A 20,380-nucleotide genomic window follows, 5' to 3' on the forward strand; every position below is an offset into this window, starting at 1 on the left:
CTGGGCTTTGTCTTGATGGGATTGCTATGGCGTCAGCGCTAACCAATCACATCGCTTGATCGATGGTCACCGCCACCGCAGCGTCGGTTTGCGGGGCAAACGGTGCTACGGCGCCTTGCCACTGCCCTTCGGTCGCCTTGCCCGAGCGTGAAATACGCGCTTGCACGATGATCTCGGCAAAGCCGGACAACTTAAGTTGCGGCATCATCGCATCGGCATCGCTCAAGCTCACGGTCGCGGGCAAATCGGCCACCGTCAGGCGCTTGACCGCCAGCGGCATCGGCATGCCGTTGTTGGCTTTAGCAAAGATAAACACGCTGTCATCGGCGGCCACTTTAGCGGCCAAGGCTTGATCCAAGCTGACTTGCACGGTCACGCTCAGCGGTGCATCTGCCTGCGCGGTCGCAGGCTCCGTGGCTTGTGCGACGGGCTGATCTGCCTGCTGCACGCCTTGCTCCACAGACGCTTCGGCTAAGCGCTCCTTAGCCCGGGCGATACCGCCTTGGATGGCCGCCGCCGTTGGGTCTTGTGGCGGCAGGGCATTGACTAAGCGCTCCCAAAAGCTCACCGCATCCGCAAAGCGACCTTCTTCAAAGGCGGCAATACCCAGCAGCCCCAACGTCGTCACTTCTTGCGGGTCATTCTGCAGCACTTCATCGGTCAGGCTGCGCACTTCAGGGCTAAACACCTTACCACCCGCGAAGTATTGCGCCTGTGCCAGCTGCGCCATCAACTCGGTTTCCCGACCGGCAATGCGCATAGCCTCGTTAAACGCCTTTGCCGCATCGGCTGGACGCTCCAGCGCCATGTAGCTGCGCCCTAAGAAGTACCAATTCTCAGCACTCTCGGGTTGCGCCTGCACCGAACGCTCAAGCCGTGCGGTGACCTCTTCAATCGAATGCGGCGGCGCTTGGCGGTTTTCACGCGCCAGCGACAAGGCGTCATAGGCGCCCCACTGCCAGTACAACAACAGCGCCAGCGCCGGCATAGCAAAGGCGCTGCCGATCAGCCACCAGCGGCCACTGGACGCGCTAGCGCTTTGCTCTTGTTCGGCATCGGCGAGCAACTCACGCGCGGCTTCGGCCTCACCTTGGGCGAATTGCTCGTCGGTCAAAATACCCGCTTGCTGTTGCTCCTGCAGGGCGGCGATGCGCTCCTCATACAGGGCAACGTTCATCGCGGTACGGTCATGCTCGCGGCGCACGCCGACACCGCGCAATGCCGGCAGCAGCACAAACGAGGCCGCCAGCAACAGCAGTAACCCTGCGGCCAACCAAAAATCAGTCATGGGATTTTTTATCCAACAAGTGAGAAAGTCGTTCGCGCTCAGCTGCACTCAACGCCGTGTTATCCGTGGTTTGCACACTGGCTTTGCGCCGGCGCACCACGCTAATCAACACCAATAGCGCCAACAGCAACAGCAGCGCAGGGCCAAACCACAACAGCAACGTCTTGCCCGTTAAGGGTGGGCGATACATCACGAAGTCGCCGTAGCGCGCCACTAAGTAATCCACGATCTGCTCGTCGTTTTGCCCTTCATCAAGCATGCGATGAATTTCACGGCGCAGGTCGTTGGCAATCGGCGCGTTGGAGTCGGCAATGTTTTGGTTTTGGCACTTAGGACAACGCAGCTCTTCGGTCAGAACACGAAAGCGTTGGCGCTGAGCCTCATCGGCAAATTCATAGGTATCGATCGCGGCGACAGCCATACTCGCCCACGCGGCAAACAGCGCGCTGATCAGCCATAAAACGCGACGCATTATTCATCCACCAAGGCTTGGTACTTAGCGGCCAGCGATTCACGCCAGACGCGCTCATCAATCACACCGACAAACTTGTCACGGATGATGCCCTGCTTATCCACGAGGAAGGTTTCAGGCGCGCCATACACCCCCAAATCCAGCCCCAGCCCACCTTGCTCATCATTGATATTGAGCTGATAGGGATTGTGAAAATCCTTCAGCCACTGGATCGCATCGGCATTGATGTCTTTGTAGTTAACCCCGTGGATCACCACCCCTTGCTCAGCCAGTTTGTTCAGCACCGGATGCTCAACACGGCACGACACACACCAGGTGCCCCACACATTAACCAGTGCCGCCTTGCCTTTGAGATCAGCCAAGGTAATCCGGTTGGCAGGGTCATCCACACTGGGCAGATCAAACGCGGGGAAAGGCTTGCCCACCAAGGCCGAGGGCAGCTCAGTGGGATTCAAAAACAAACCACGGTACAAAAACACCGCCACCAACAAAAAAATGGCCAACGGTAATAACAGAATCGCCCGACGCATCATTAAGCTCCCTGCGCGTTCAGGCCCAGCGCAGCGCTGACCCGTGTTTTAACTTTCATGCGATAACGCCGATCACTGGCGGCCAACAAGCCACCGAAGGTCATGAAAAGGGCACCGAGCCAAATCCAGCGCACAAACGGTTTGACGTGCACACGCACCGCCCAGGCGCCATCGCCTAAGTCTTCACCGAGGGCGACGTACAAATCGCGGAACAAACCGGCGTCGATCCCCGCTTCGGTCATCACGCTGCCTTGCACACGGTAGAGGCGTTTTTCCGGATTGAGCACGGCGATTTCACGCTCGCCCAACAAGACATGAATGCGACCCTTGTCGGAGATGTAGTTCGGGCCTTCATGATGCTTAACGCCATCAAACAGGAAGTGATAACCGCCCATTTCGAGGGTTTGCCCCGGCACCATGCGCAGGTCACGCTCGTAGTTAAAGTGGCTCGACAGCACCACACCCAAGGCGGTGATCGCGATCCCCATATGCGCCAACTGCATGGCCCAGTAGCTTCGACCTAAGCTGCGCACACCTTGCACCCAGCCTTTGTTGCGCACCTTGTCTTGCACATCACGCAAGCACGCCAGCACCAACCACAGCGACAGCAACAGCACCGCCAACACGGCCCAATCGAAGGCGTCTAACCACAAGGCAAAGACCAGGGTCAGCACCGCACTGGCGATCAGTACCGGCCACAGCATGCTGACCAGCCAGCTCAGTGGGGTGGTTTTCCAGCGCACCAACACCCCTACCCCAAGGCTCAGCATTAACAACGCCATCAAGGGTAAGAACAGCGCATTAAAGTACGGCGGCCCCACCGACAACTTAGCGCCGGTTAAGGCATCCAGCAGCAAGGGGTACAAGGTACCCAGCAAAATCATCGCGCAAGACACCACCAGCAAGATGTTGTTCACCAGCAGCCAGGTTTCCCGCGACCACAGACCGAACTTAACCTCGCTTTTGACCTCGGGCGCCCGCAACGCAAACAACAAGAGCGAGGTGCCGACGACAAACAACAAGAAGCCCAAAATAAACACGCCACGCGCAGGGTCTGAGGCAAACGCATGCACCGAGGTCAGAACACCAGAGCGCACCAAGAACGTGCCGAGCAAGCTCAGCGAGAATGCCGCGATGGCCAATAACAAGGTCCAACTCTTAAACACACCGCGTTTTTCTGTGACGGCCAGCGAGTGCAACAACGCGGTGCCCACCAACCACGGCATGAAGGAGGCGTTTTCTACTGGATCCCAGAACCACCAGCCGCCCCAGCCTAATTCGTAATAAGCCCACCACGAACCCAGCGCGATACCGAGGGTGAGGAAGGCCCAAGCCACTTGCGTCCAAGGTCTGGCCCAACGCGCCCAGGCGGCGTCCATGCGCCCGCCCAGCAAGGCAGCAATCGCGAAGGCGAAGGCCACCGAGAAGCCCACATACCCCATGTACAGCATCGGCGGGTGGACGATTAAGCCGAAGTCTTGCAGCAAGGGATTGAGGTCATTGCCGTCCACCGGCACATTCGGCAGCAGGCGATCAAACGGGTTTGAGGTCATCAATAAAAACAGCAAGAAGCCGATCGCAATCCATCCCAGCACGCCCAACACACGGGCCAAGAGCTGCTCGGGCAGCTCACGCGAGCAGATCGAAACGGCAAAGGTCCAGCCGCTTAAGATCAGCGCCCACAGTAACAGCGAGCCTTCATGCCCGCCCCATACTGCGCTGAACTTGTAGTACCAAGGCAAGGCCGAGTTGGAGTTACTGGCCACATACGCCACGGAAAAATCATCAACAAGAAAGGCTTGCGTCAGGCAGGCAAATGAAAACACCAGCATGGCGAACTGCCCCCATGCTGCGGGGCGCGCCAAGCTCATCCACAAGGCATTGCCGCGCCATGCCCCCAACAAGGGAAACACGGCCAGAATCGCCGCCAAGCAAAACGCTAAAATCAGGGCCAGCTGGCCCAGTTCAGCCACCATGTTATTGCCCCTCCTGCGCTTTGCCTTGGTAATGCTGGAATTGCCCGCTTTGCTTGAGCGCTTCGGTGACTTCCGGCGGCATGTAGTTTTCGTCGTGCTTGGCCAGCACTTCATCGGCGACTAACACGCCCTCTTCATTGACCTTGCCCAACGCGACAATGCCCTGCCCTTCCCGGAACAAGTCCGGCAGGATGCCGGCATAGCGGATGGTGACGGATTCAGCGCCATCGCCCACTTTAAACGTCACCTCTAGCGACTGCTTATCCCGCACCACTGAGCCTTCTTCCACCAAGCCACCGGCACGAATACGAGTATCCAGCGGCGCTTCGCCTTTAGCGATTTGCGTCGGGGTGTAGAACAGGTTGATGTTCTGCTGCAGCGCCAACAAGGCCATGCCCACGGCCACGCCAATACCCAGCAGGGCCAAGAGGATCAGCATCAAGCGTTTTTTGCGAATCGGGTTCATTGCGCGGCCTCTTCACGACGAATTCGACGGCGTTCATCCGCCACGTAACGGCGGCGCGCCAGCAAAGGCACGGCCACGTTCAACAGCAACACCAACAGACTGATGCCGTAAGCACTCCAAACATAGGGCGCATGTCCGCCCATGGCGAAAAAATCCGCCAAGGTGGCAAAGTTCATCGACTGGCCTCCACTTCGTTGCGCACCCAGCGCGTACGCGATTCGCGCTTAAGCACTTCCAAACGCATACGCATCAGCAGCACCGTGGCAAAAAAACAATAAAAACCCAGCACCATGATCAGCAGCGGCAACCACATCTCCATCGGCATGGCGGGTTTTTCAGTGATTTTGAAGGTGGCTGGCTGGTGCAGGGTGTTCCACCACTCCACCGAGTATTTGATGATGGGCAGGTTAATCACCCCAACAATCGACAACACCGCACAGGCCTTGGCCGCGCTATCGCGGTTGCTGATGGCCTGGCTTAAGGCGATCACGCCAAAATACAAAAACAGCAGAATGAGCATCGAGGTCAAACGCGCATCCCACACCCACCACGCACCCCAAGTCGGCTTGCCCCATACCGCGCCGGTCAGCAGGGCGATAAAGGTCATCGAGGCACCAATCGGCGCGGCGCATTGCAACGCCACATCGGCTAATTTCATCTTCCAGACCAAGCCGATGATGCCGGCAATCGCCAACATCAAATAACAGGACTGCGCTAAAAAGGCCGCCGGCACATGGATGTAAATAATGCGGAAACTGTTGCCCTGCTGGTAATCCTCAGGCGCAATCGCCAGCGCCCAGACTAAACCTGCCGCCAGCAACACGCAGGCAGCGATGGCAAAGCCTTTGAGCCAAGCGCCGCTCATCTCATAAAACCACTTGGGTGAGCCCCACTTGTGAAACCAAGTCCAGTTCATCGTATTCCTTAACTGTACGTTTTAACGCTACTTACTCAGCGACGCTGATTTTAAGCCCCGCCGCGATCGCCAAAGGCGACAAACTCACCGCTAACACCATCAAACTGGCCAACCACCACAGGTAACCGGCGGCCGGCAAACCCTGCAAACTGGCCTGTAACGCCCCGCTGCCCAAGATCAGCACGGGGATGTACAGCGGCAATATCAACAACGCCAACAGTAGACCACCGCGTTTAAGCCCCACCGTCAGTGCCGCCCCAATGGCGCCGAGCAAACTTAAAATTGGCGTCCCCAACAGCAGCGACAGCAGCAGCACACCGAGGGTTCGCTCGGGTAAACCTAACATCAAGCCCAGTAGCGGCGACAACAGCACCAATGCCAAGCCCGAACATAACCAGTGTGCCAACACCTTTGTTAGCACCAGCACGCTAAGCGGTTGCGGTGCCAACACCCACTGCTCAAGCGAGCCGTCTTCATAATCGCTGCGAAACAAGCCATCTAACGACAACAACACCGCCAGCAAGGCCGCCACCCACACCACGCCCGGGGCAATGGTGGCCAACAATTTGCTCTCAGGGCCCACCGCCAAAGGGAACAAGCTGATCACCAAAGCAAAAAACACCAGCGGGTTGGCTAACTCCATGGGCCGGCGAAATAACACGCGCATTTCACGACTGAGTAGCAGTATGCAGACCTTCAGCATGCGCCCCCCTGAGCCAGATCAATCCGACGAAAACTCGTGCTCGGCAAGGCCAACGGGTGATGCGTGGTCAAGATCACCGCCCCGCCTGATTCACAATGGCGCAGCAGGTGCTGTTCGAGGTCCGCCACGGCTTGGATATCGAGCGCCGTGAACGGCTCATCCAAAATCCACAATGCGGGGCTTGGCAAGTGCAAACGTGCCAAGCCCACCCGACGCTGCTGACCGGCCGACAAGGTATGACAGGGAACGTCTTCAAAGCCACGCAACCCAACGGCGGCCAACGCCTGCCAAATAGCCTCGCGGCTGGCTGGCTGATGCAGCGCACATAACCAAGCAAGGTTTTCTTCGGCCGTCAGCAGACCCTTGATACCGGGCGCATGCCCCAGCCAGAGTAAGTGGCGGATCAGTTCGCTGCGCTGGTTGCCCAAGGCGTTGCCCAACAGCAAGACCTCGCCCGCAGCCTGCGGCATTAAGCCCGCCAAAATACGCAGCAGGCTGGTTTTACCGCAGCCATTGGGGCCGGCAATTTGCAGCAAGTCGCCGCCCTGCACGCTGAAATTCAAATGCTCGAACAACAGGCGCAAGTCGCGCTCACAGGCTAAATCACGGGCTTCGAGTAACGTTTCGCTCACACGGGCACTCACGGGTTTGCTCAAGTGGCTGGTTACGCTCGCTATACTGCGCAATACAACCAGTTTTCTAGGGCGTTACCGGGCGGGCATTATACACAGCCCGCCGGCACACCACCTTAACCAGACAACCGCCGAGGACAGCCATGCCAGCACATATCAGCGGCCCACCCGGCGCGGCCTACAACCCCAGCGTGCGACCTGCACAAAGCTCGGGGCTAAGCCTCAATGTGTTACAGCCTATTTCAGCTCTGCTCAGCGTTGGCCAGCAAGCGCAAGCCGAAGTGCTGACTGTGCAGCAAACGCAGCAGACCTTCGAGGTGATGCTCAAGCTTCAAGTAACCCCCGAACGCAGCGCCACCGTCACAGCGCAGAGCCAACAAGCACTCACGCCCGGCACTCAGCTGCTGGTGCAAGCGGCGGCCAACAACCAACTCCTCACGAAGCTCAGCAGTGCGGGCAATCCCGCGCTCAATCAACTCGACCTCAATGAGCTTCCCGTGGGCAGCCTATTGCAAGGCAAAGTAGTGGCCGTGGAGCAGTTGGCGCAAAGCAAATCGCAGCAAATCATGTTTCGTGTCTTGTTGGAGCTATTGAACACACCTTTGCGCGGGCGTTTATTGACCTTGGACAGTCCCAAGGCACTTGCCCTAGGCAACTTACTCAGCGCCACCGTACAAGGCGCACAAAGCTTGCAATGGCTATCGCCCAGCGCCCAGCTGGATTCGTTAGAGATCCAACAGCACTTAACCACACAGCTGGGCAAACAAGGCGCTCTGGAGCAACTGCTACCGCTGATGCAAAAATTGCAAGACAGCGAGCAGCTACCGGCTGACACGAGGCAATCGTTGGGCCTACTGCTCGGCAAGCTCCCCAGCAGCGAGCAATTAGGTGATGCACAAACACTCAAGCAATTGCTGCAACTGAGCGGCATCAACCTTGAAGCCTTACTGCAGCAAGGCGGCAATCAGGCACAAAACGCCGCACAGCATGACCTCAAAGCACAGCTTCTGCGCTTGGTCGCCACCTTGTTACCGCACGCCTCATTACAAGCGGCATTACAAACGGCCACCGCACCAAGCCAGCAAGCCGGCGTGGCGGCCGCACTCGGAAGCTGGCTCAGAAGTTATCTCAGCGATAAAGACAGCGCCCCCAATCAGAACACCAGCTTCCCTTTGCCCAACACTGCCAATACGGACGATGCGGATGCCGACTTACCTCTGCTGTTGCGCCTAGCACGCGCCGCGTTGGCGCGGCTACAAAGCCACCAACTCAGCAGTCTGCAACAAACACAGACCCTAAGCGATGGCAGCCAGCTACAGACTTGGCAGTTGGAACTACCTTTCCGCGAAGGCCAGTATTGGCATGCCGTGCAAGTGCGCTTGCAGGAAGAAAAGCGCCAAGCGCAAGACAAAGAGCTACCGCAAAGCCTCTGGCGGATTGATCTCGCGCTGGATATCGAGCCGCTGGGGCCGTTGCATGTGCAGGCGCAATGGCAGCTAGAACAACTGAGCACCCGCTGGTGGGCCGAGCAGGCCAACACCGCCGAACTCGTCCAGCAAGCCTTACCTGAGCTAGAAAAACGCCTGCGCGAGCGCGGCCTTAATGTTACCGACATGCAGTGCCAGCAAGGCAAGCCACCACAAGGCAGCCACACTGGGGTTAAACAACGTTGGATTGATGAAACCGCATGAGTACTCCTCGCCAAGCCATTGCCCTGCATTACGACGGACAACAAGCACCGACCCTCAGCGCCAAAGGCGACGACGCACTGGCTGAAGCCATTGTGCAAATCGCACGCGCGCATGATGTGCCTATTTATGAAAACGCAGATTTAGTGCGCCTTCTTAGCCGGCTGCAATTAGGCGACAACATCCCAGAAGCGCTGTACCTCTGTATTGCCGAGATTTTGGCTTTTGCTTGGCACCTTAAGGGCAAGTGCCCGGCTGACTTTGCTGCCCGCGAGGCGCAGCGCCACAATGTGCCGGCGCTGCCTGCACCGAAGCACTGAGCGTATCCAACTCAAGTCGGTTTTGACTCTGCGGCAAATCCATCAGCTGCCAGGCAAAAAAACCTTGGCGAAAGTAATACACCTCTTCATAGCCCCAGCCCACCGCCAGCTTGCTGGCCAAGGCACTGATACTCGATAGCTCACTGTCGCCGTAAAACACCAGCGGCACGTTGCGCGGCCACTGTGGTTGAGCCAAGGCGGCAAACGGGCCTCGAATATCCAAATGCACCGCGCCGGCAATATGCCCCATGCGCCACACTTGCGGGCTGCGCACATCAACAAATAACACTTCATGCTGATGCAAGCTTTGCGCTTGCCAAACATCGATCGTTTGCGCGCCTGCAACGCCATGCGGAGCCTCTGCCAAGGCGCCGAAGCTGCTTAACCAACCGATCACCGTTATCGCCAATACTGCTGTGCGCATACTTGTCTCCCGTCCCTTCACACATCCGCGATGGCACAGATCTATCCCTATCTGCACCCTGCATTGCCTGACTTAAGCCTAGGAGAAAAGCATCACGGCCAGCGGAATGATTTGGCGTATACAGCCCCTCTTTAAGAACAAACTGATTGCGCCAAGCGCACGCCCACATGATCAGAAACTAGGCACCCAGCCCAAACAACAACGGCCTCGCAAGGAGGCCGTCAGTATCGACAAGAGGCTTTCTACACAGCGCAGCTAGTGCCCCGCTTTTTGCAGCTTACTGACCAGTTCAGCCTCAGCCCGCGACAAACCGCAAGACTGCGTCAGGTCATCCACACTCGCGCCCATCCCCGCCAAACGCGCGGCATGGGTAAATGACAAGCTCATCGGGTCGCGCTGCTCTAATTGCTGCAAACGCTCGGGCACCGCGCCGAGTTTACGGCGCAGCTCTTGTAACTCCTCACCCATGCGAACGCTGCCGGTTAAATACGCATCCAGTCGCCGCTGGAGCTCTTTAAGGCGCATATCACGGGTGTTATCGCGCTCGGCTTGCAGTTCGCGCTGCTGTTTGAGCTGCATGTTGAGCCATAGGCACACCATGGCGACTAACAACAGCAAGCCGCCCAGCACTCCGATTGCCAGCCAATGCGCGGTCATTTAAAAATCGCCGATTTCCGACCATTCTTCATCGGACATCATTTTGTCCAACTCAACCAGAATCAGCAGCTCGCCATTCTTGTTGCACACGCCTTGAATAAACTTCGCCGACTCTTCATTGCCAACGTTAGGCGCGGTTTCAACCTCGGACTGACGTAGGTAAACCACCTCTGCCACGCTATCGACCAAGATACCGACAACTTGTTTGTCAGCCTCAATGATAACGATACGTGTGTTGTCCGTGACCGGCGCCGATGACAAGCCAAAACGCTGGCGGGTATCAATCACCGTGACCACATTACCGCGCAGGTTGATGATCCCTAGCACATAGCTTGGGGCACCTGGCACAGGCGCGATTTCGGTGTAACGCAGTACCTCTTGCACCTGCATCACGTTGATGCCATAGCTCTCGTTATCTAGGCGGAAAGTCACCCATTGCAGGATTGGATCTTCAGCACCCTGTCCAGACGATTTCTTCATGTTCCCAACCTCTTATTTTGGCTGCCGCATGCGGCGAATGCGGGGTTGCCCGCCGAAACTCTAGCTAGGCTAGTTTCACTATAGCCTGCTGCTTTGCTGCGCGCCGCCTTGCGACGCACCCGATGCAATCAAACCGGCCAACTCACTGACATCGACCAAAGCACACATGTGCGCAATCACCGTACCGGCCAACCACGGACGCTGGCCATTGTCACTGCGCCACTTAACCTCAGATGGATCTAAGCGAATCGACTCGCGCACATTGGTCACCGCCAAACCCCAGTCATAACCTTCAATCGAGATGACATAGCTATAGCTGTCTTTCAGCGACTCGTCATAGCGCTCCGGCATAACCCACAAGCCGGTGTTGACCACTTTTAAGTTGCCCACCTGTGACGGCAATATGCCCATAAACCACTTAGGCTGGCCAAACAATGGGGTTAACTCCGTGCTCAGCGGATAAATACTGCCCAAGCTCACCAACGGCACAGCGAGGGTTAATTTGCCAACCTCAAACAGCAAGCACTCAAACGGGTCTTCAGCCCAATCGCGCCGCGCCTTAGAAGGCTTAGGCGGCGCCGCTTCAAGCACCGGTGCCGGCTCAGGCTTGTATTCGACCTTAGGCGCAGCAACAACAGGGGGTGTTTCAGGCATAGCCGGCGCGGGCGCCTTGAGAACAGGGGGCTCCACCTGAGGCAAAGGTTGCGCGGCCTTAAGTTCTACATCGTCCAACAAGCGGCTGTTCAGCATGCTGAGCGAGCGCTCTTCAGCAAATTGCACGCTGCGCAAAACAGGCTTGGCACGCTCTGGCTGGCGCGAAGCATCGCGAATTTGCTCTTCTAACACCGCCGCCTCGAAGTCGCTCAAGGTATCGGTCTCATCCAGTTGAGCTACAGGCTTCGCCTTGAACCCCTCTGGTCGAGTCGCCGCAGGTGCAGGTGCAGGCTCCTTGGCCGTAGGCGTTGGTGCAACACCCTCGCCCGTTGCCTCCACGAGCAAAGCATCCAAGTAATCTTGGAGTGCTAGCTGCGAGCGATTGGAGGCCGATGTGCGCGTCATATAACTATTTCGCCTAAATACTTGCTTTGCTTATCGGCAATAAATGACATGTCTGAAGCCTTACGCCACTTGAGTTTTTACCGGCAAGCTCAACAAATGCTTGAGCAATGCACGGTACGCCGCCACACCGCGGCTACTGCTATCAAATTGCGACGGCACTTCACCCGCGCGACTCGCGTCGCGTAAACGGGTATCGATAGGCACATAGGCATGCCAAAGCTCATCGGGGTAGGTGTTACGCAAAATACGCAGGGTTTGTAGCGAAGCCTGCGTGCGCCGATCAAACAGCGTAGGGACGATAGTGTAAGGCAGCGCATGACGCCGCGAGCGGTTAATCATATTGACCGTACTGACCATGCGTTCAAGGCCTTTGAGCGCCAAGAACTCCGTCTGCACCGGCACGATAAGATGCTGACAGGCCGCCAACGCATTGACCATCAATAAGCCCAACAACGGCGGGCTATCGATAATCGCGTAGTCAAATTGATCCCACAACTGCGCGAGGGCCTTACCAATCACCATGCCTTGCCCGCCTTGTGCGGAAATCTGGCGTTCCAACGTCGCCAACGCGGTGGTCGAAGGCAGTAACTGAATAAGCTCATGCGAGGTTGGGTGCAGCACTTGCTTAGCTAAGCCCGCAGGCGGATTACCTTGATGCAGGAACAAGTCATAAACACTTTGCTCCAGCGTGTCAGGATCGTAGCCAAAGTAACTGGTCATTGAGCCGTGTGGGTCGAGGTCAATCACCAAAACACGGCGACCAGCATCGGCAATCAGCCCGGCCAACGCCAGTGATGTGGTGGTCTTACCCACGCCACCTTTCTGATTAGCAACCGCCCAGACCTTCATCAAACCACCCTCGACCGCATGACTGCGAGTAAGTCGATTAGCACCATGACGACATCTTGACGCATTTCTCGTCAGCCGTCAGTTTGCAGAAGGAACTGCAGGTTGCGTGCCAGCCCGCTCTAGCGCGGCATCTGGCGTTGCATTGGCGGCACCCACTCCACTAATACTGCGGCGCACTTCGAGATTGCGCGACACCACCAGCACCACACGACGATTACGCGCCCGCCCTTCTGCGGTTTTATTGTCGGCTACGGGTTGAAACTCGCCGTAGCCAACGGACGCCATCCGACTAGGATCTACGCCATCCCCTGCCAGCAAACGCACGATGCTGGCGGCGCGCGCGGTCGACAGTTCCCAATTGGTTGGGAAGCGATCACTGCGAATCGGCAAATTATCGGTAAAGCCTTCCACGTGGACGGGGTTGCGGTACGGCGCAAGAATCTTGGCGATACGCGCAATCAAATCAAAGGCTTGATCACTGGGGATAGCATCACCGCTTGAGAACAGCAGACTGGAGTTCAGCTCAATCTCTACCCACAACTCGTTGCCACTGACGCTCAACTGCTCGGAGCTAATCAAATCAGCAAAACTGCTTTGCACCGCGCTGGTGATGTTTTCCAGCGACTTTGCTGGATCCTCCAAGGCCGCCTGCTGCTTCTCTTGCTCGCTGACCAGCTCTTGATTAGGCGTGGTGGTTTGCGGGCGCTGCTCTCCGATCGGGATCGGATTCACCGAGCGATCAGGCTCGTTAAACACGCCAACAAAAGTTTCTGAAAGGATTTTGTACTTGCCCTCATTCACCGATGAGATGGAGTACATGACCACAAAAAACGCGAACAACAAGGTAATGAAGTCAGCGTAAGACACTAGCCAACGTTCATGATTCTCATGTTCTTGCTCGCGACGCCGACGGGCCATAGTCTCACTCCACGTAGCCTTGCAGCTTGAGTTCGATCGAGCGAGGGTTTTCCCCTTCCGCAATCGAGAGGAGCCCTTCGATGAGCATGTCACGGTATTGCACCTGACGCTGTACGTGAGATTTCAGCTTATTCGCCACCGGCAAAAACAACAGGTTGGCGGTACCGACACCATAAATAGTCGCCACAAACGCCGTCGCGATACCACTGCCTAACTGGCTTGGGTCGGCCAAGTTACCCATCACGTGAATCAAGCCCATCACCGCACCAATGATGCCGATAGTGGGCGCATACCCACCCATGGCTTCATACATTTTAGCGGCATGCAGGTCTCGACTTTCTTGGGTGAATAAGTCCACTTCAAGAATATTACGGATAGCCTCTGGCTCAGCACCGTCCACCAGCAACTGTAAGCCTTTGCGGGCGAAAGGGTCTTGTTCGCCATCGGCAACCGTTTCTAAGCCCAACAAGCCTTCTTTACGCGCAGTAATGGCCCAACCGACCACGCGCTGAATGCCGCCGAGCATATCAATGCGCGGCGGCATGAAAATCCAACGAAAAATATTCAGCGAGCGAACAAAAGTACTGAGTGGCGTTTGCAGCAAGGCCGCGCCAAACGTGCCGCCCAACACGATAACCGCTGCGGGCGTATTCAGCAGCGCGCCAGCATGCCCGCCATCGAGGAAGTTGCCACCAAGGATGGCGCCAAAGGCCAGAATGACGCCAATGACGCTTAAGATATCCATTAGCCGCAGGCCTCGGTCAGGTGACGACCGATATCCTCCAGGCTGTAAACCGCATCAGCCAAGTTAGCTTTAACCACCGCCATCGGCATACCGTAAATAACGCAACTGGCTTCATCCTGAGCCCAGATTTGACTGCCTGTTTGCTTGAGCATGCGCGCGCCTTCGCGACCGTCTGCCCCCATCCCTGTAAGCACCACAGCTAGCACTTTGTCGGCAAACACTTTGGCCGCTGAGCCAAAGGTCACATCGACGCACGGCTTGTAATGCAAACGCTCGTCGCCGGGCAGAATTTTGATCACACCTCGGCCATCAATCATCATTTGCTTGCCGCCGGGGGCCAGCAACGCCACGCCTGGACGCAACACGTCACCATCCTGCGCTTCGCGTACAGAAATCTTGCAGAGATTATTTAAGCGTTCAGCAAAAGCACCGGTAAACGCTGCGGGCATGTGCTGAATAAGCACGATCGGCGCCGGAAAGTTAGCGGGCAGCTGGGTCAGAACCCGCTGCAAAGCCACCGGCCCACCCGTTGAAGTACCAATCGCGACCAGCTTGTAGGGCTTGCGCCTAGGTGCAGGAGCCGCAGGCGCAGCCGGCGCGGCAGCTGGAACTGCTGGACGAGGAGCTGCAGCTGGTGCTGAACGACTAAAGGACTGCTCGGGGCTAGCTGCGGCGGGCGCAGGTACGGGAGCGGCACTGCTATAACGGCGATTACTGCGCGCAATACTGTTGACCTTCTCGCACAGCAACTGCTGCACCTTGGCAGGATTGCGCGAGATGTCTTCAAAGTTTTTCGGCAAGAAATCAACTGCGCCGGCATCCAACGCATCCAACGTTACCCTCGCCCCTTCATGCGTCAACGAGGAAAACATCAACACCGGCGTAGGACAGGTTTGCATGATGTTACGCACTGCGGTGATGCCATCCATCATCGGCATCTCATAGTCCATGGTGACGACATCAGGACGCAGCGATTGCACTTGCTCGATGGCTTCACGGCCATTGGTGGCAGTGCCGACAACTTGAATATTGCTATCGGCACTTAAAATCTCGCTGACACGGCGGCGGAAAAACCCCGAATCATCGACCACCAAGACCTTAACCGTCATAACATCTCCTCAGGGTGAACTTACTAAGGCTTAGCCGCGACGGGCATAGCGCTTGAGCAAGCTCGGAACATCAAGAATCAAAGCGATGCGGCCATCACCGGTAATGGTAGCGCCGGCCATACCTGGGGTGCCTTGCAAGGCGCGACCTAGCGGCTTAATCACCACCTCTTCTTGCCCCACCAACTGATCGACCACAAAACCAACGCGTTGAGTACCCACAGAAACCAGCACAACATGCGCTTCGCTGGTAGAGGCCTCCCACGGGGCGCCCGGCACTAACCAACGCTTGAGGTAGAACAGCGGCAAGGCTTTATCCCGCACAACCACCACCTCTTGGCCATCCACTACGTTGGTTCGCGACAAATCGAGATGGAAAATCTCATTGACGTTGACCAACGGGAAAGCAAAGGCCTGATTGCCGAGCATGACCATCAACGTTGGCATAATCGCCAAGGTCAACGGCACTTTAATGATGATTTTCGAGCCTTGCCCCAAGCCAGAATAGATATTGATCGTGCCGTTAAGCTGAGAAATCTTGGTTTTCACCACGTCCATGCCAACGCCACGACCAGAGACATCGGAGATCTCGGTTTTGGTCGAGAAGCCCGGGGCAAAGATCAGGTTATAGCACTCAGATTCACTCAAACGATCAGCGGCATCTTTGTCGAGCAAGCCTTTTTCAACGGCTTTGGCGCGCAAAATATCGGGATCCATCCCTTTACCGTCATCCGAGATGGACAACAGAATATGGTCACCCTCTTGCTCTGCAGACAGGATCACTCGCCCTGCGCGCGCCTTACCCGAGCCTTCACGCTCATCCGGCATTTCAATACCATGGTCGACCGCGTTACGCACCAAGTGCACCAACGGATCCGCCAAGGCTTCAACCAAGTTCTTATCAAGATCGGTCTCTTCACCGACCAACTCAAGGCTAATTTCTTTTTTCAGATTACGAGCAAGGTCACGGACTAAACGTGGGAAGCGCCCGAAGACCTTTTTGATCGGCTGCATGCGGGTTTTCATCACCGCCATCTGCAAATCAGCCGTCACGACATCCAGGTTACCGACGGCCTTGCTCATGACCTCGTCGCCGCTGTTCAGCCCCAGCCGAACCAAGCGGTTACGCACGAGCACCAGTTCGCCAACCATGTTCATGATGTCGTCGAGACGTGCCGTATCCACCCGCACGGTGGTTTCTTGCATGTCTGCCGAGCCACCTTGAGCCGCCGGTGCCGGCGCTGGCTTTGCGGCCGCCGCCGGTGCTGGTTTGGCCTCAGGTTTTGCTGCTGGCGCAGGCGCAGGCTTTGCCGCCTCAGCCTTGGGCACAACGGGCGCAGGCGGCGGCGCAGCTGGCTTAACAGCGGGTGTCGGCGGTTTAGTTTCCGCCTCGATGGCAAACTTACCTTTGCCATGTAACTGATCTAGCAGATTTTCAAATTCATCATCGGTAATGATGTCAGCATTGCCCGCTGCTGGCGCAGGCTCCGGCGAGGCGGCCGGAGCTGCTGCTTGGACAGGGCCACTACCGTGCAGCTGATCAAGCAGCCGCTCAAACTCATCATCAGTAATCTGATCAGAGTCTGCCGCTGAACTCGCTACCGCAGGCGCTGCAGCCGTGGCCGCTGGTGCTGCCGGTGCTGCCGCGGGAGTAGCCGTGGGCGCATTACCACCATCCAGAGCATCCAGCAGGCGCTCGAACTCTTCATCGGTAATGTCGCCTTCAGCCGCCGCAAACTGCCCCATCACCTCATCAGCAGAAGCTTTAACCGCAGCGGGCTGCTGCACTTCAGCCACTTCTGGCTCCGGCGCAATCGGTTCAGGCTCAACCGCAGGGGCTGCTTCGACTTCGTCATCGCCGCCTGGCTGCGCCAAGCGGGTCAACGCAGCCAGCAGCTCCGGCGTCGCAGGTTGCGGCTCAGTGCGCTCACGCACTTGACCAAACATGGCGTTAACCGAATCTAACGCCTGCAACACCACATCCATTAGCTCCGACGTAACCCGACGCTCTCCCTTACGAAGAATGTCAAAGACGTTTTCGGCGATGTGACAACATTCCACCAAGGGGTTGAGCTGTAAGAAGCCAGCCCCGCCCTTTACGGTGTGAAAACCACGGAAGATAGCATTGAGAAGGTCCATGTCATCAGGGCGGCTTTCCAGCTCGACCAGCTGTTCAGACAACAACTCTAAAATTTCTCCCGCTTCGACCAAAAAGTCCTGAAGGATTTCTTCGTCAGCGTCGAAGCTCATGCGCGTGCTCCCTAGAATCCAAGACTGGACAAGAGATCATCGACATCATCTTGTCCGGATACCACGTCTTCACGCTTATCGGCATGAATTTGCGGACCTTCACCTTTTGATGAAATATTTTTTTCTTCACGGATGTGGGTGGCGTCATGCACAAGCCCGGTATAACGATCAACCTGACTGGCCATGACCATGAGTTTGACCAAGCTGCCTTCCACTTCTTTGACTAATCCAGTGACACGCTTGATCACCTGACCGGTCAAGTCTTGGAAGTCTTGAGCCAAAAGAATTTCATTGAGGTTGCCAGATAGCTGCGAGGACGTGCCTTCAGCCTGCTCTAGAAACGCATCAATGCGCTTATACAGATCACGAAACTCAGCAGGGCCTACCTCGCGGCGAATCAGCTTGCCCCACTCTTCACGTAAACCACGTGCTTGTGACGTTAGCTCACCCGCCAGCGGCGTGCTGAGTTCAACCAAGTCCATGGTGCGATTAGCCGCTTTTTCCGTCAGCTTGACCACGTAACTCAGCCGGTCAGTGGCGTCAGAAATTTGCGATACGTCTTCGCTGGTGTTGCCTTCAGCATCAATTTGAAAGTTAACAATGGCGTTGTGTAATCCACGGGTCAGCTTGCCGACTTCGTGGTACAGCCCTTGGTCACGGGTCAAATTCAGTTCGTGAATAACCTGCATCGCCTGCTTGAAGTTACCGTCAGCGATGGCGGCATTTAAGCTGGCAGCATGCTGCTTGAGGACCTCTTCAAGATCACCAAACGACGTTTCATTGCCAAGTTCCATGAGTGCTCCTGGACTGGCGGCCTTAGCCGTTAACTCGTTCAAAAATCTTGTCGATTTTCTCTTTCAGTACCTGTGCGGTGAACGGCTTAACCACGTATCCGTTCACCCCAGCTTGCGCGGCCTCAATGATCTGATCGCGCTTAGCCTCGGCGGTGACCATTAAAACCGGCAAGGTTTTAAGGCGATCATCCGCACGCACCTGTCGCAACAAGTCAATGCCGGTCATGCCGGGCATGTTCCAGTCCGTCACGAGGAAATCGAAGCTGCCACTTTGCAGCATCGGCAAGGCGGTGGTGCCATCATCAGCTTCCTGGGTATTGGTGAAACCCAAATCCCGTAGCAAGTTTTTGATGATGCGTCTCATCGTAGAGAAATCGTCAACGATGAGAATTTTCATATTCTTGTCCAAGTGGACCTCCGTCACGCCATGACCTTCCCCCACCTGGGATAGGTCAGTTAAATCAAGTCTAGTGCGTGAAAAAGCGCTTTGCCGAGTTCACGATAATTTCCAGTCACTAAGACGGCTACGCAAACGCGAAGCAGCCTGAGAATGAAGCTGGCAAACCCGTGACTCACTAACCCCAAGCACTTCTCCAATTTCCTTGAGATTCAGTTCTTCATCGTAGTACAGAGACAGCACTAAGCGTTCGCGTTCTGGCAAACCAGCAATCGCATCGGCAAGCGCGCCCTGAAACCGTTCTGATTGCAGATCCCCGTAGGGCTCGGCATCAGAGCCAGAAGACTCGAAGGCTGAGTCGCCACCTGTTGTTTGTAAATCTTCGAAACTGAACAAGCGGCTGCCTTGAGTGTCGCTGAGGATGCCGTAGTAATCGTCCAGACTCAATTCAAGTTCGGCGGCTACGTCAGAATCTTTAGCGTCACGCCCCGTTCTAGCCTCAATCGTACGTATGGCATCACTGACCATACGTGAGTTGCGGTGCACTGAACGCGGTGCCCAGTCGCCCTTACGCACCTCATCCAGCATGGAGCCACGAATGCGAATACCGGCATAGGTTTCGAAGCTGGCGCCCTTACTGTGGTCAAACTTTTTGGAAGCCTCGAGCAAGCCAATCATGCCGGCCTGCAGCAAGTCTTCGAGCTGAACGCTGGCCGGTAAGCGCGCCAACAGGTGATAACCAATACGCTTCACTAAAGGCGCGTACTGATGAATGAGTTGCTCTTGTTCGTTTTGCACGCTGGCCTTGCTGTACATTCTTAGCCCACCAACTGCTGCCGTCATAAGGTCGATCCTGCCGGTGCCTGTACCAAACGCTCGACAAAGAACTCTAGATGGCCACGCGGATTTGCCGGCAACGGCCATGCATCAACTTTTTGTGCCAAGGCTTTAAAAGCCAAAGCCGCTTTAGAGCGCGGGAACGCTTCGTACACCGCCTTTTGCTTTTGTACTGCCTTACGCACCACTTCGTCATAAGGCACAGCGCCGACGTATTGCAGCGCCACATCCAAAAAGCGATCAGTGACTTTAGTCAGCTTAGCAAACAGATTGCGGCCTTCCTGCGGGCTGTGAACCATATTGGCCAGCACGCGAAAGCGCATGATGCCGTAGTCCCGATTAAGCAGTTTGATCAGGGCGTAGGCGTCGGTGATTGACGTCGGCTCGTCACACACCACCAGCAGCACTTCTTGTGCGGCGCGCACAAAGCTCACCACCGAGTCGCCAATACCTGCGGCGGTGTCGACCACCAGCACATCAACATTTTCACTGATGTCGCTGAAGGCCTGAATTAAACCGGCGTGCTCCATCGGCGACAGCGACACCATCGATTGCGTCCCTGAGGCCGCCGGCACAATGCGTACGCCGCCCGGACCTTGCAGCAGCACATCGCGCAGTTCGGCTTCGCCAGAAATCACATCCGCGAGGGTTTTCTTCGGCCTCAAACCCAGCAACACGTCCACATTGGCAAGGCCTAAGTCGGCGTCCATCAACATCACCCGACGCCCCAAATCAGCCAAGGCCATGCACAGGTTGACCGATACGTTGGTCTTACCCACACCACCTTTACCCCCGGTGACGGCGATTACCTGTACAGGATGCATGCTACTCATGATGCGAAACTGACCTCTTGCCCAAGTGCCGCGGCCAAAA

General features: G+C 56.5%; 24 protein-coding genes. 2 read left to right on the forward strand and 22 right to left on the reverse strand.

Annotated features, from left to right (window positions below; genetic code table 11):
* Positions 1 to 46: 46 nt before the first annotated feature.
* The 9 genes from ccmI to ccmA are packed head-to-tail and all read right to left on the reverse strand — an operon-like array spanning position 47 to position 6,983.
* A complete protein-coding gene (ccmI, locus tag MKI83_RS01295; RefSeq protein WP_241582870.1) occupies positions 47 to 1,288 on the reverse strand; it encodes a c-type cytochrome biogenesis protein CcmI in 1,242 nt (413 codons plus the stop codon).
* Positions 1,281 to 1,760: a cytochrome c-type biogenesis protein gene (locus MKI83_RS01300; RefSeq protein ID WP_241582871.1), complete on the reverse strand. Its 480-nt coding sequence runs from the start codon at positions 1,758 to 1,760 to the stop codon at positions 1,281 to 1,283. Before MKI83_RS01300 ends, ccmI begins: the two co-directional genes overlap by 8 nt.
* Positions 1,760 to 2,290: a DsbE family thiol:disulfide interchange protein gene (locus tag MKI83_RS01305; RefSeq protein WP_241582872.1), complete on the reverse strand. Its 531-nt coding sequence runs from the start codon at positions 2,288 to 2,290 to the stop codon at positions 1,760 to 1,762. The genes MKI83_RS01300 and MKI83_RS01305 overlap by 1 nt, the downstream gene beginning before the upstream one ends.
* Before the next feature lie 2 nt (positions 2,291 to 2,292).
* On the reverse strand, positions 2,293 to 4,266 hold the full coding sequence (locus MKI83_RS01310; protein ID WP_241582873.1) for a heme lyase CcmF/NrfE family subunit: 1,974 nt from the start codon (positions 4,264 to 4,266) through the stop codon (positions 2,293 to 2,295).
* 1 nt (position 4,267) lies between these two features.
* Positions 4,268 to 4,732 (reverse strand): cytochrome c maturation protein CcmE, encoded by a 465-nt coding sequence (ccmE, locus tag MKI83_RS01315; protein ID WP_241582874.1) that lies wholly within the window; start codon positions 4,730 to 4,732, stop codon positions 4,268 to 4,270.
* Positions 4,729 to 4,908, reverse strand: a complete 180-nt coding sequence (ccmD, locus tag MKI83_RS01320) for a heme exporter protein CcmD (RefSeq protein ID WP_241582875.1) — start codon at positions 4,906 to 4,908, stop codon at positions 4,729 to 4,731. Before ccmD ends, ccmE begins: the two co-directional genes overlap by 4 nt.
* A complete protein-coding gene (locus MKI83_RS01325) occupies positions 4,905 to 5,648 on the reverse strand; it encodes a heme ABC transporter permease (protein ID WP_241582876.1) in 744 nt (247 codons plus the stop codon). Before MKI83_RS01325 ends, ccmD begins: the two co-directional genes overlap by 4 nt.
* Positions 5,649 to 5,679: 31 nt before the next feature.
* Positions 5,680 to 6,351 carry a heme exporter protein CcmB gene (ccmB, locus tag MKI83_RS01330; protein ID WP_241582878.1) on the reverse strand — a complete coding sequence of 224 codons (672 nt, stop codon included), beginning with the start codon at positions 6,349 to 6,351 and terminating at the stop codon, positions 5,680 to 5,682.
* Positions 6,345 to 6,983 (reverse strand): cytochrome c biogenesis heme-transporting ATPase CcmA, encoded by a 639-nt coding sequence (gene ccmA, locus MKI83_RS01335; RefSeq protein WP_241583147.1) that lies wholly within the window; start codon positions 6,981 to 6,983, stop codon positions 6,345 to 6,347. The genes ccmB and ccmA overlap by 7 nt, the downstream gene beginning before the upstream one ends.
* A 143-nt stretch (positions 6,984 to 7,126) precedes the next feature.
* Between ccmA and fliK the strand changes: the two genes are divergently transcribed.
* Complete coding sequence (gene fliK, locus MKI83_RS01340; RefSeq protein WP_241582879.1) at positions 7,127 to 8,674, forward strand: flagellar hook-length control protein FliK; 1,548 nt, start codon at positions 7,127 to 7,129, stop codon at positions 8,672 to 8,674.
* The gene (locus tag MKI83_RS01345; RefSeq protein WP_241582880.1) at positions 8,671 to 8,991 is read left to right on the forward strand and encodes an EscU/YscU/HrcU family type III secretion system export apparatus switch protein; all 321 of its coding nucleotides are present in this window, start codon (positions 8,671 to 8,673) and stop codon (positions 8,989 to 8,991) included. Before fliK ends, MKI83_RS01345 begins: the two co-directional genes overlap by 4 nt.
* Here the strand turns inward: MKI83_RS01345 and MKI83_RS01350 are convergent.
* The 13 genes from MKI83_RS01350 to fleN form a co-directional block, all read right to left on the reverse strand.
* Positions 8,909 to 9,415: a rhodanese-like domain-containing protein gene (locus MKI83_RS01350; RefSeq protein WP_241582881.1), complete on the reverse strand. Its 507-nt coding sequence runs from the start codon at positions 9,413 to 9,415 to the stop codon at positions 8,909 to 8,911. The genes MKI83_RS01345 and MKI83_RS01350 overlap by 83 nt on opposite strands.
* Positions 9,416 to 9,670: 255 nt before the next feature.
* Positions 9,671 to 10,072, reverse strand: a complete 402-nt coding sequence (locus MKI83_RS01355; protein ID WP_241582882.1) for a DUF2802 domain-containing protein — start codon at positions 10,070 to 10,072, stop codon at positions 9,671 to 9,673.
* Entirely contained in the window at positions 10,073 to 10,552 is a 480-nt protein-coding gene (locus tag MKI83_RS01360) for a chemotaxis protein CheW (protein ID WP_241582883.1), read from the reverse strand.
* A gap of 78 nt (positions 10,553 to 10,630) precedes the next feature.
* Positions 10,631 to 11,611, reverse strand: a complete 981-nt coding sequence (locus MKI83_RS01365) for a CheW domain-containing protein (RefSeq protein ID WP_241582884.1) — start codon at positions 11,609 to 11,611, stop codon at positions 10,631 to 10,633.
* A 60-nt stretch (positions 11,612 to 11,671) separates the two neighbouring features.
* Positions 11,672 to 12,460, reverse strand: a complete 789-nt coding sequence (locus tag MKI83_RS01370; protein WP_241582885.1) for a ParA family protein — start codon at positions 12,458 to 12,460, stop codon at positions 11,672 to 11,674.
* A 78-nt stretch (positions 12,461 to 12,538) separates the two neighbouring features.
* Positions 12,539 to 13,378 (reverse strand): flagellar motor protein MotD, encoded by an 840-nt coding sequence (gene motD, locus MKI83_RS01375; RefSeq protein ID WP_241582886.1) that lies wholly within the window; start codon positions 13,376 to 13,378, stop codon positions 12,539 to 12,541.
* Positions 13,379 to 13,382: 4 nt separating this feature from the next.
* Positions 13,383 to 14,123 (reverse strand): flagellar motor protein, encoded by a 741-nt coding sequence (locus MKI83_RS01380; RefSeq protein ID WP_241582887.1) that lies wholly within the window; start codon positions 14,121 to 14,123, stop codon positions 13,383 to 13,385.
* A complete protein-coding gene (locus MKI83_RS01385; RefSeq protein WP_241582888.1) occupies positions 14,123 to 15,232 on the reverse strand; it encodes a protein-glutamate methylesterase/protein-glutamine glutaminase in 1,110 nt (369 codons plus the stop codon). The genes MKI83_RS01380 and MKI83_RS01385 overlap by 1 nt, the downstream gene beginning before the upstream one ends.
* A 30-nt stretch (positions 15,233 to 15,262) precedes the next feature.
* A complete protein-coding gene (locus MKI83_RS01390; RefSeq protein WP_241582889.1) occupies positions 15,263 to 17,479 on the reverse strand; it encodes a chemotaxis protein CheA in 2,217 nt (738 codons plus the stop codon).
* 11 nt (positions 17,480 to 17,490) lie between these two features.
* Positions 17,491 to 18,273 carry a protein phosphatase CheZ gene (locus MKI83_RS01395; protein ID WP_241582890.1) on the reverse strand — a complete coding sequence of 261 codons (783 nt, stop codon included), beginning with the start codon at positions 18,271 to 18,273 and terminating at the stop codon, positions 17,491 to 17,493.
* 22 nt (positions 18,274 to 18,295) lie between these two features.
* Positions 18,296 to 18,670, reverse strand: a complete 375-nt coding sequence (locus MKI83_RS01400) for a chemotaxis response regulator CheY (protein ID WP_241582892.1) — start codon at positions 18,668 to 18,670, stop codon at positions 18,296 to 18,298.
* Between the two features lie 99 nt (positions 18,671 to 18,769).
* Positions 18,770 to 19,513: an RNA polymerase sigma factor FliA gene (locus MKI83_RS01405; protein ID WP_241582894.1), complete on the reverse strand. Its 744-nt coding sequence runs from the start codon at positions 19,511 to 19,513 to the stop codon at positions 18,770 to 18,772.
* Positions 19,510 to 20,340 (reverse strand): flagellar synthesis regulator FleN, encoded by an 831-nt coding sequence (gene fleN / locus MKI83_RS01410; protein WP_241582896.1) that lies wholly within the window; start codon positions 20,338 to 20,340, stop codon positions 19,510 to 19,512. Before fleN ends, MKI83_RS01405 begins: the two co-directional genes overlap by 4 nt.
* Positions 20,341 to 20,380 lie beyond the last annotated feature (40 nt).

It is taken from the genome of Atopomonas sediminilitoris, assembly GCF_022601735.1.
GTDB lineage: Bacteria > Pseudomonadota > Gammaproteobacteria > Pseudomonadales > Pseudomonadaceae > Atopomonas > Atopomonas sediminilitoris.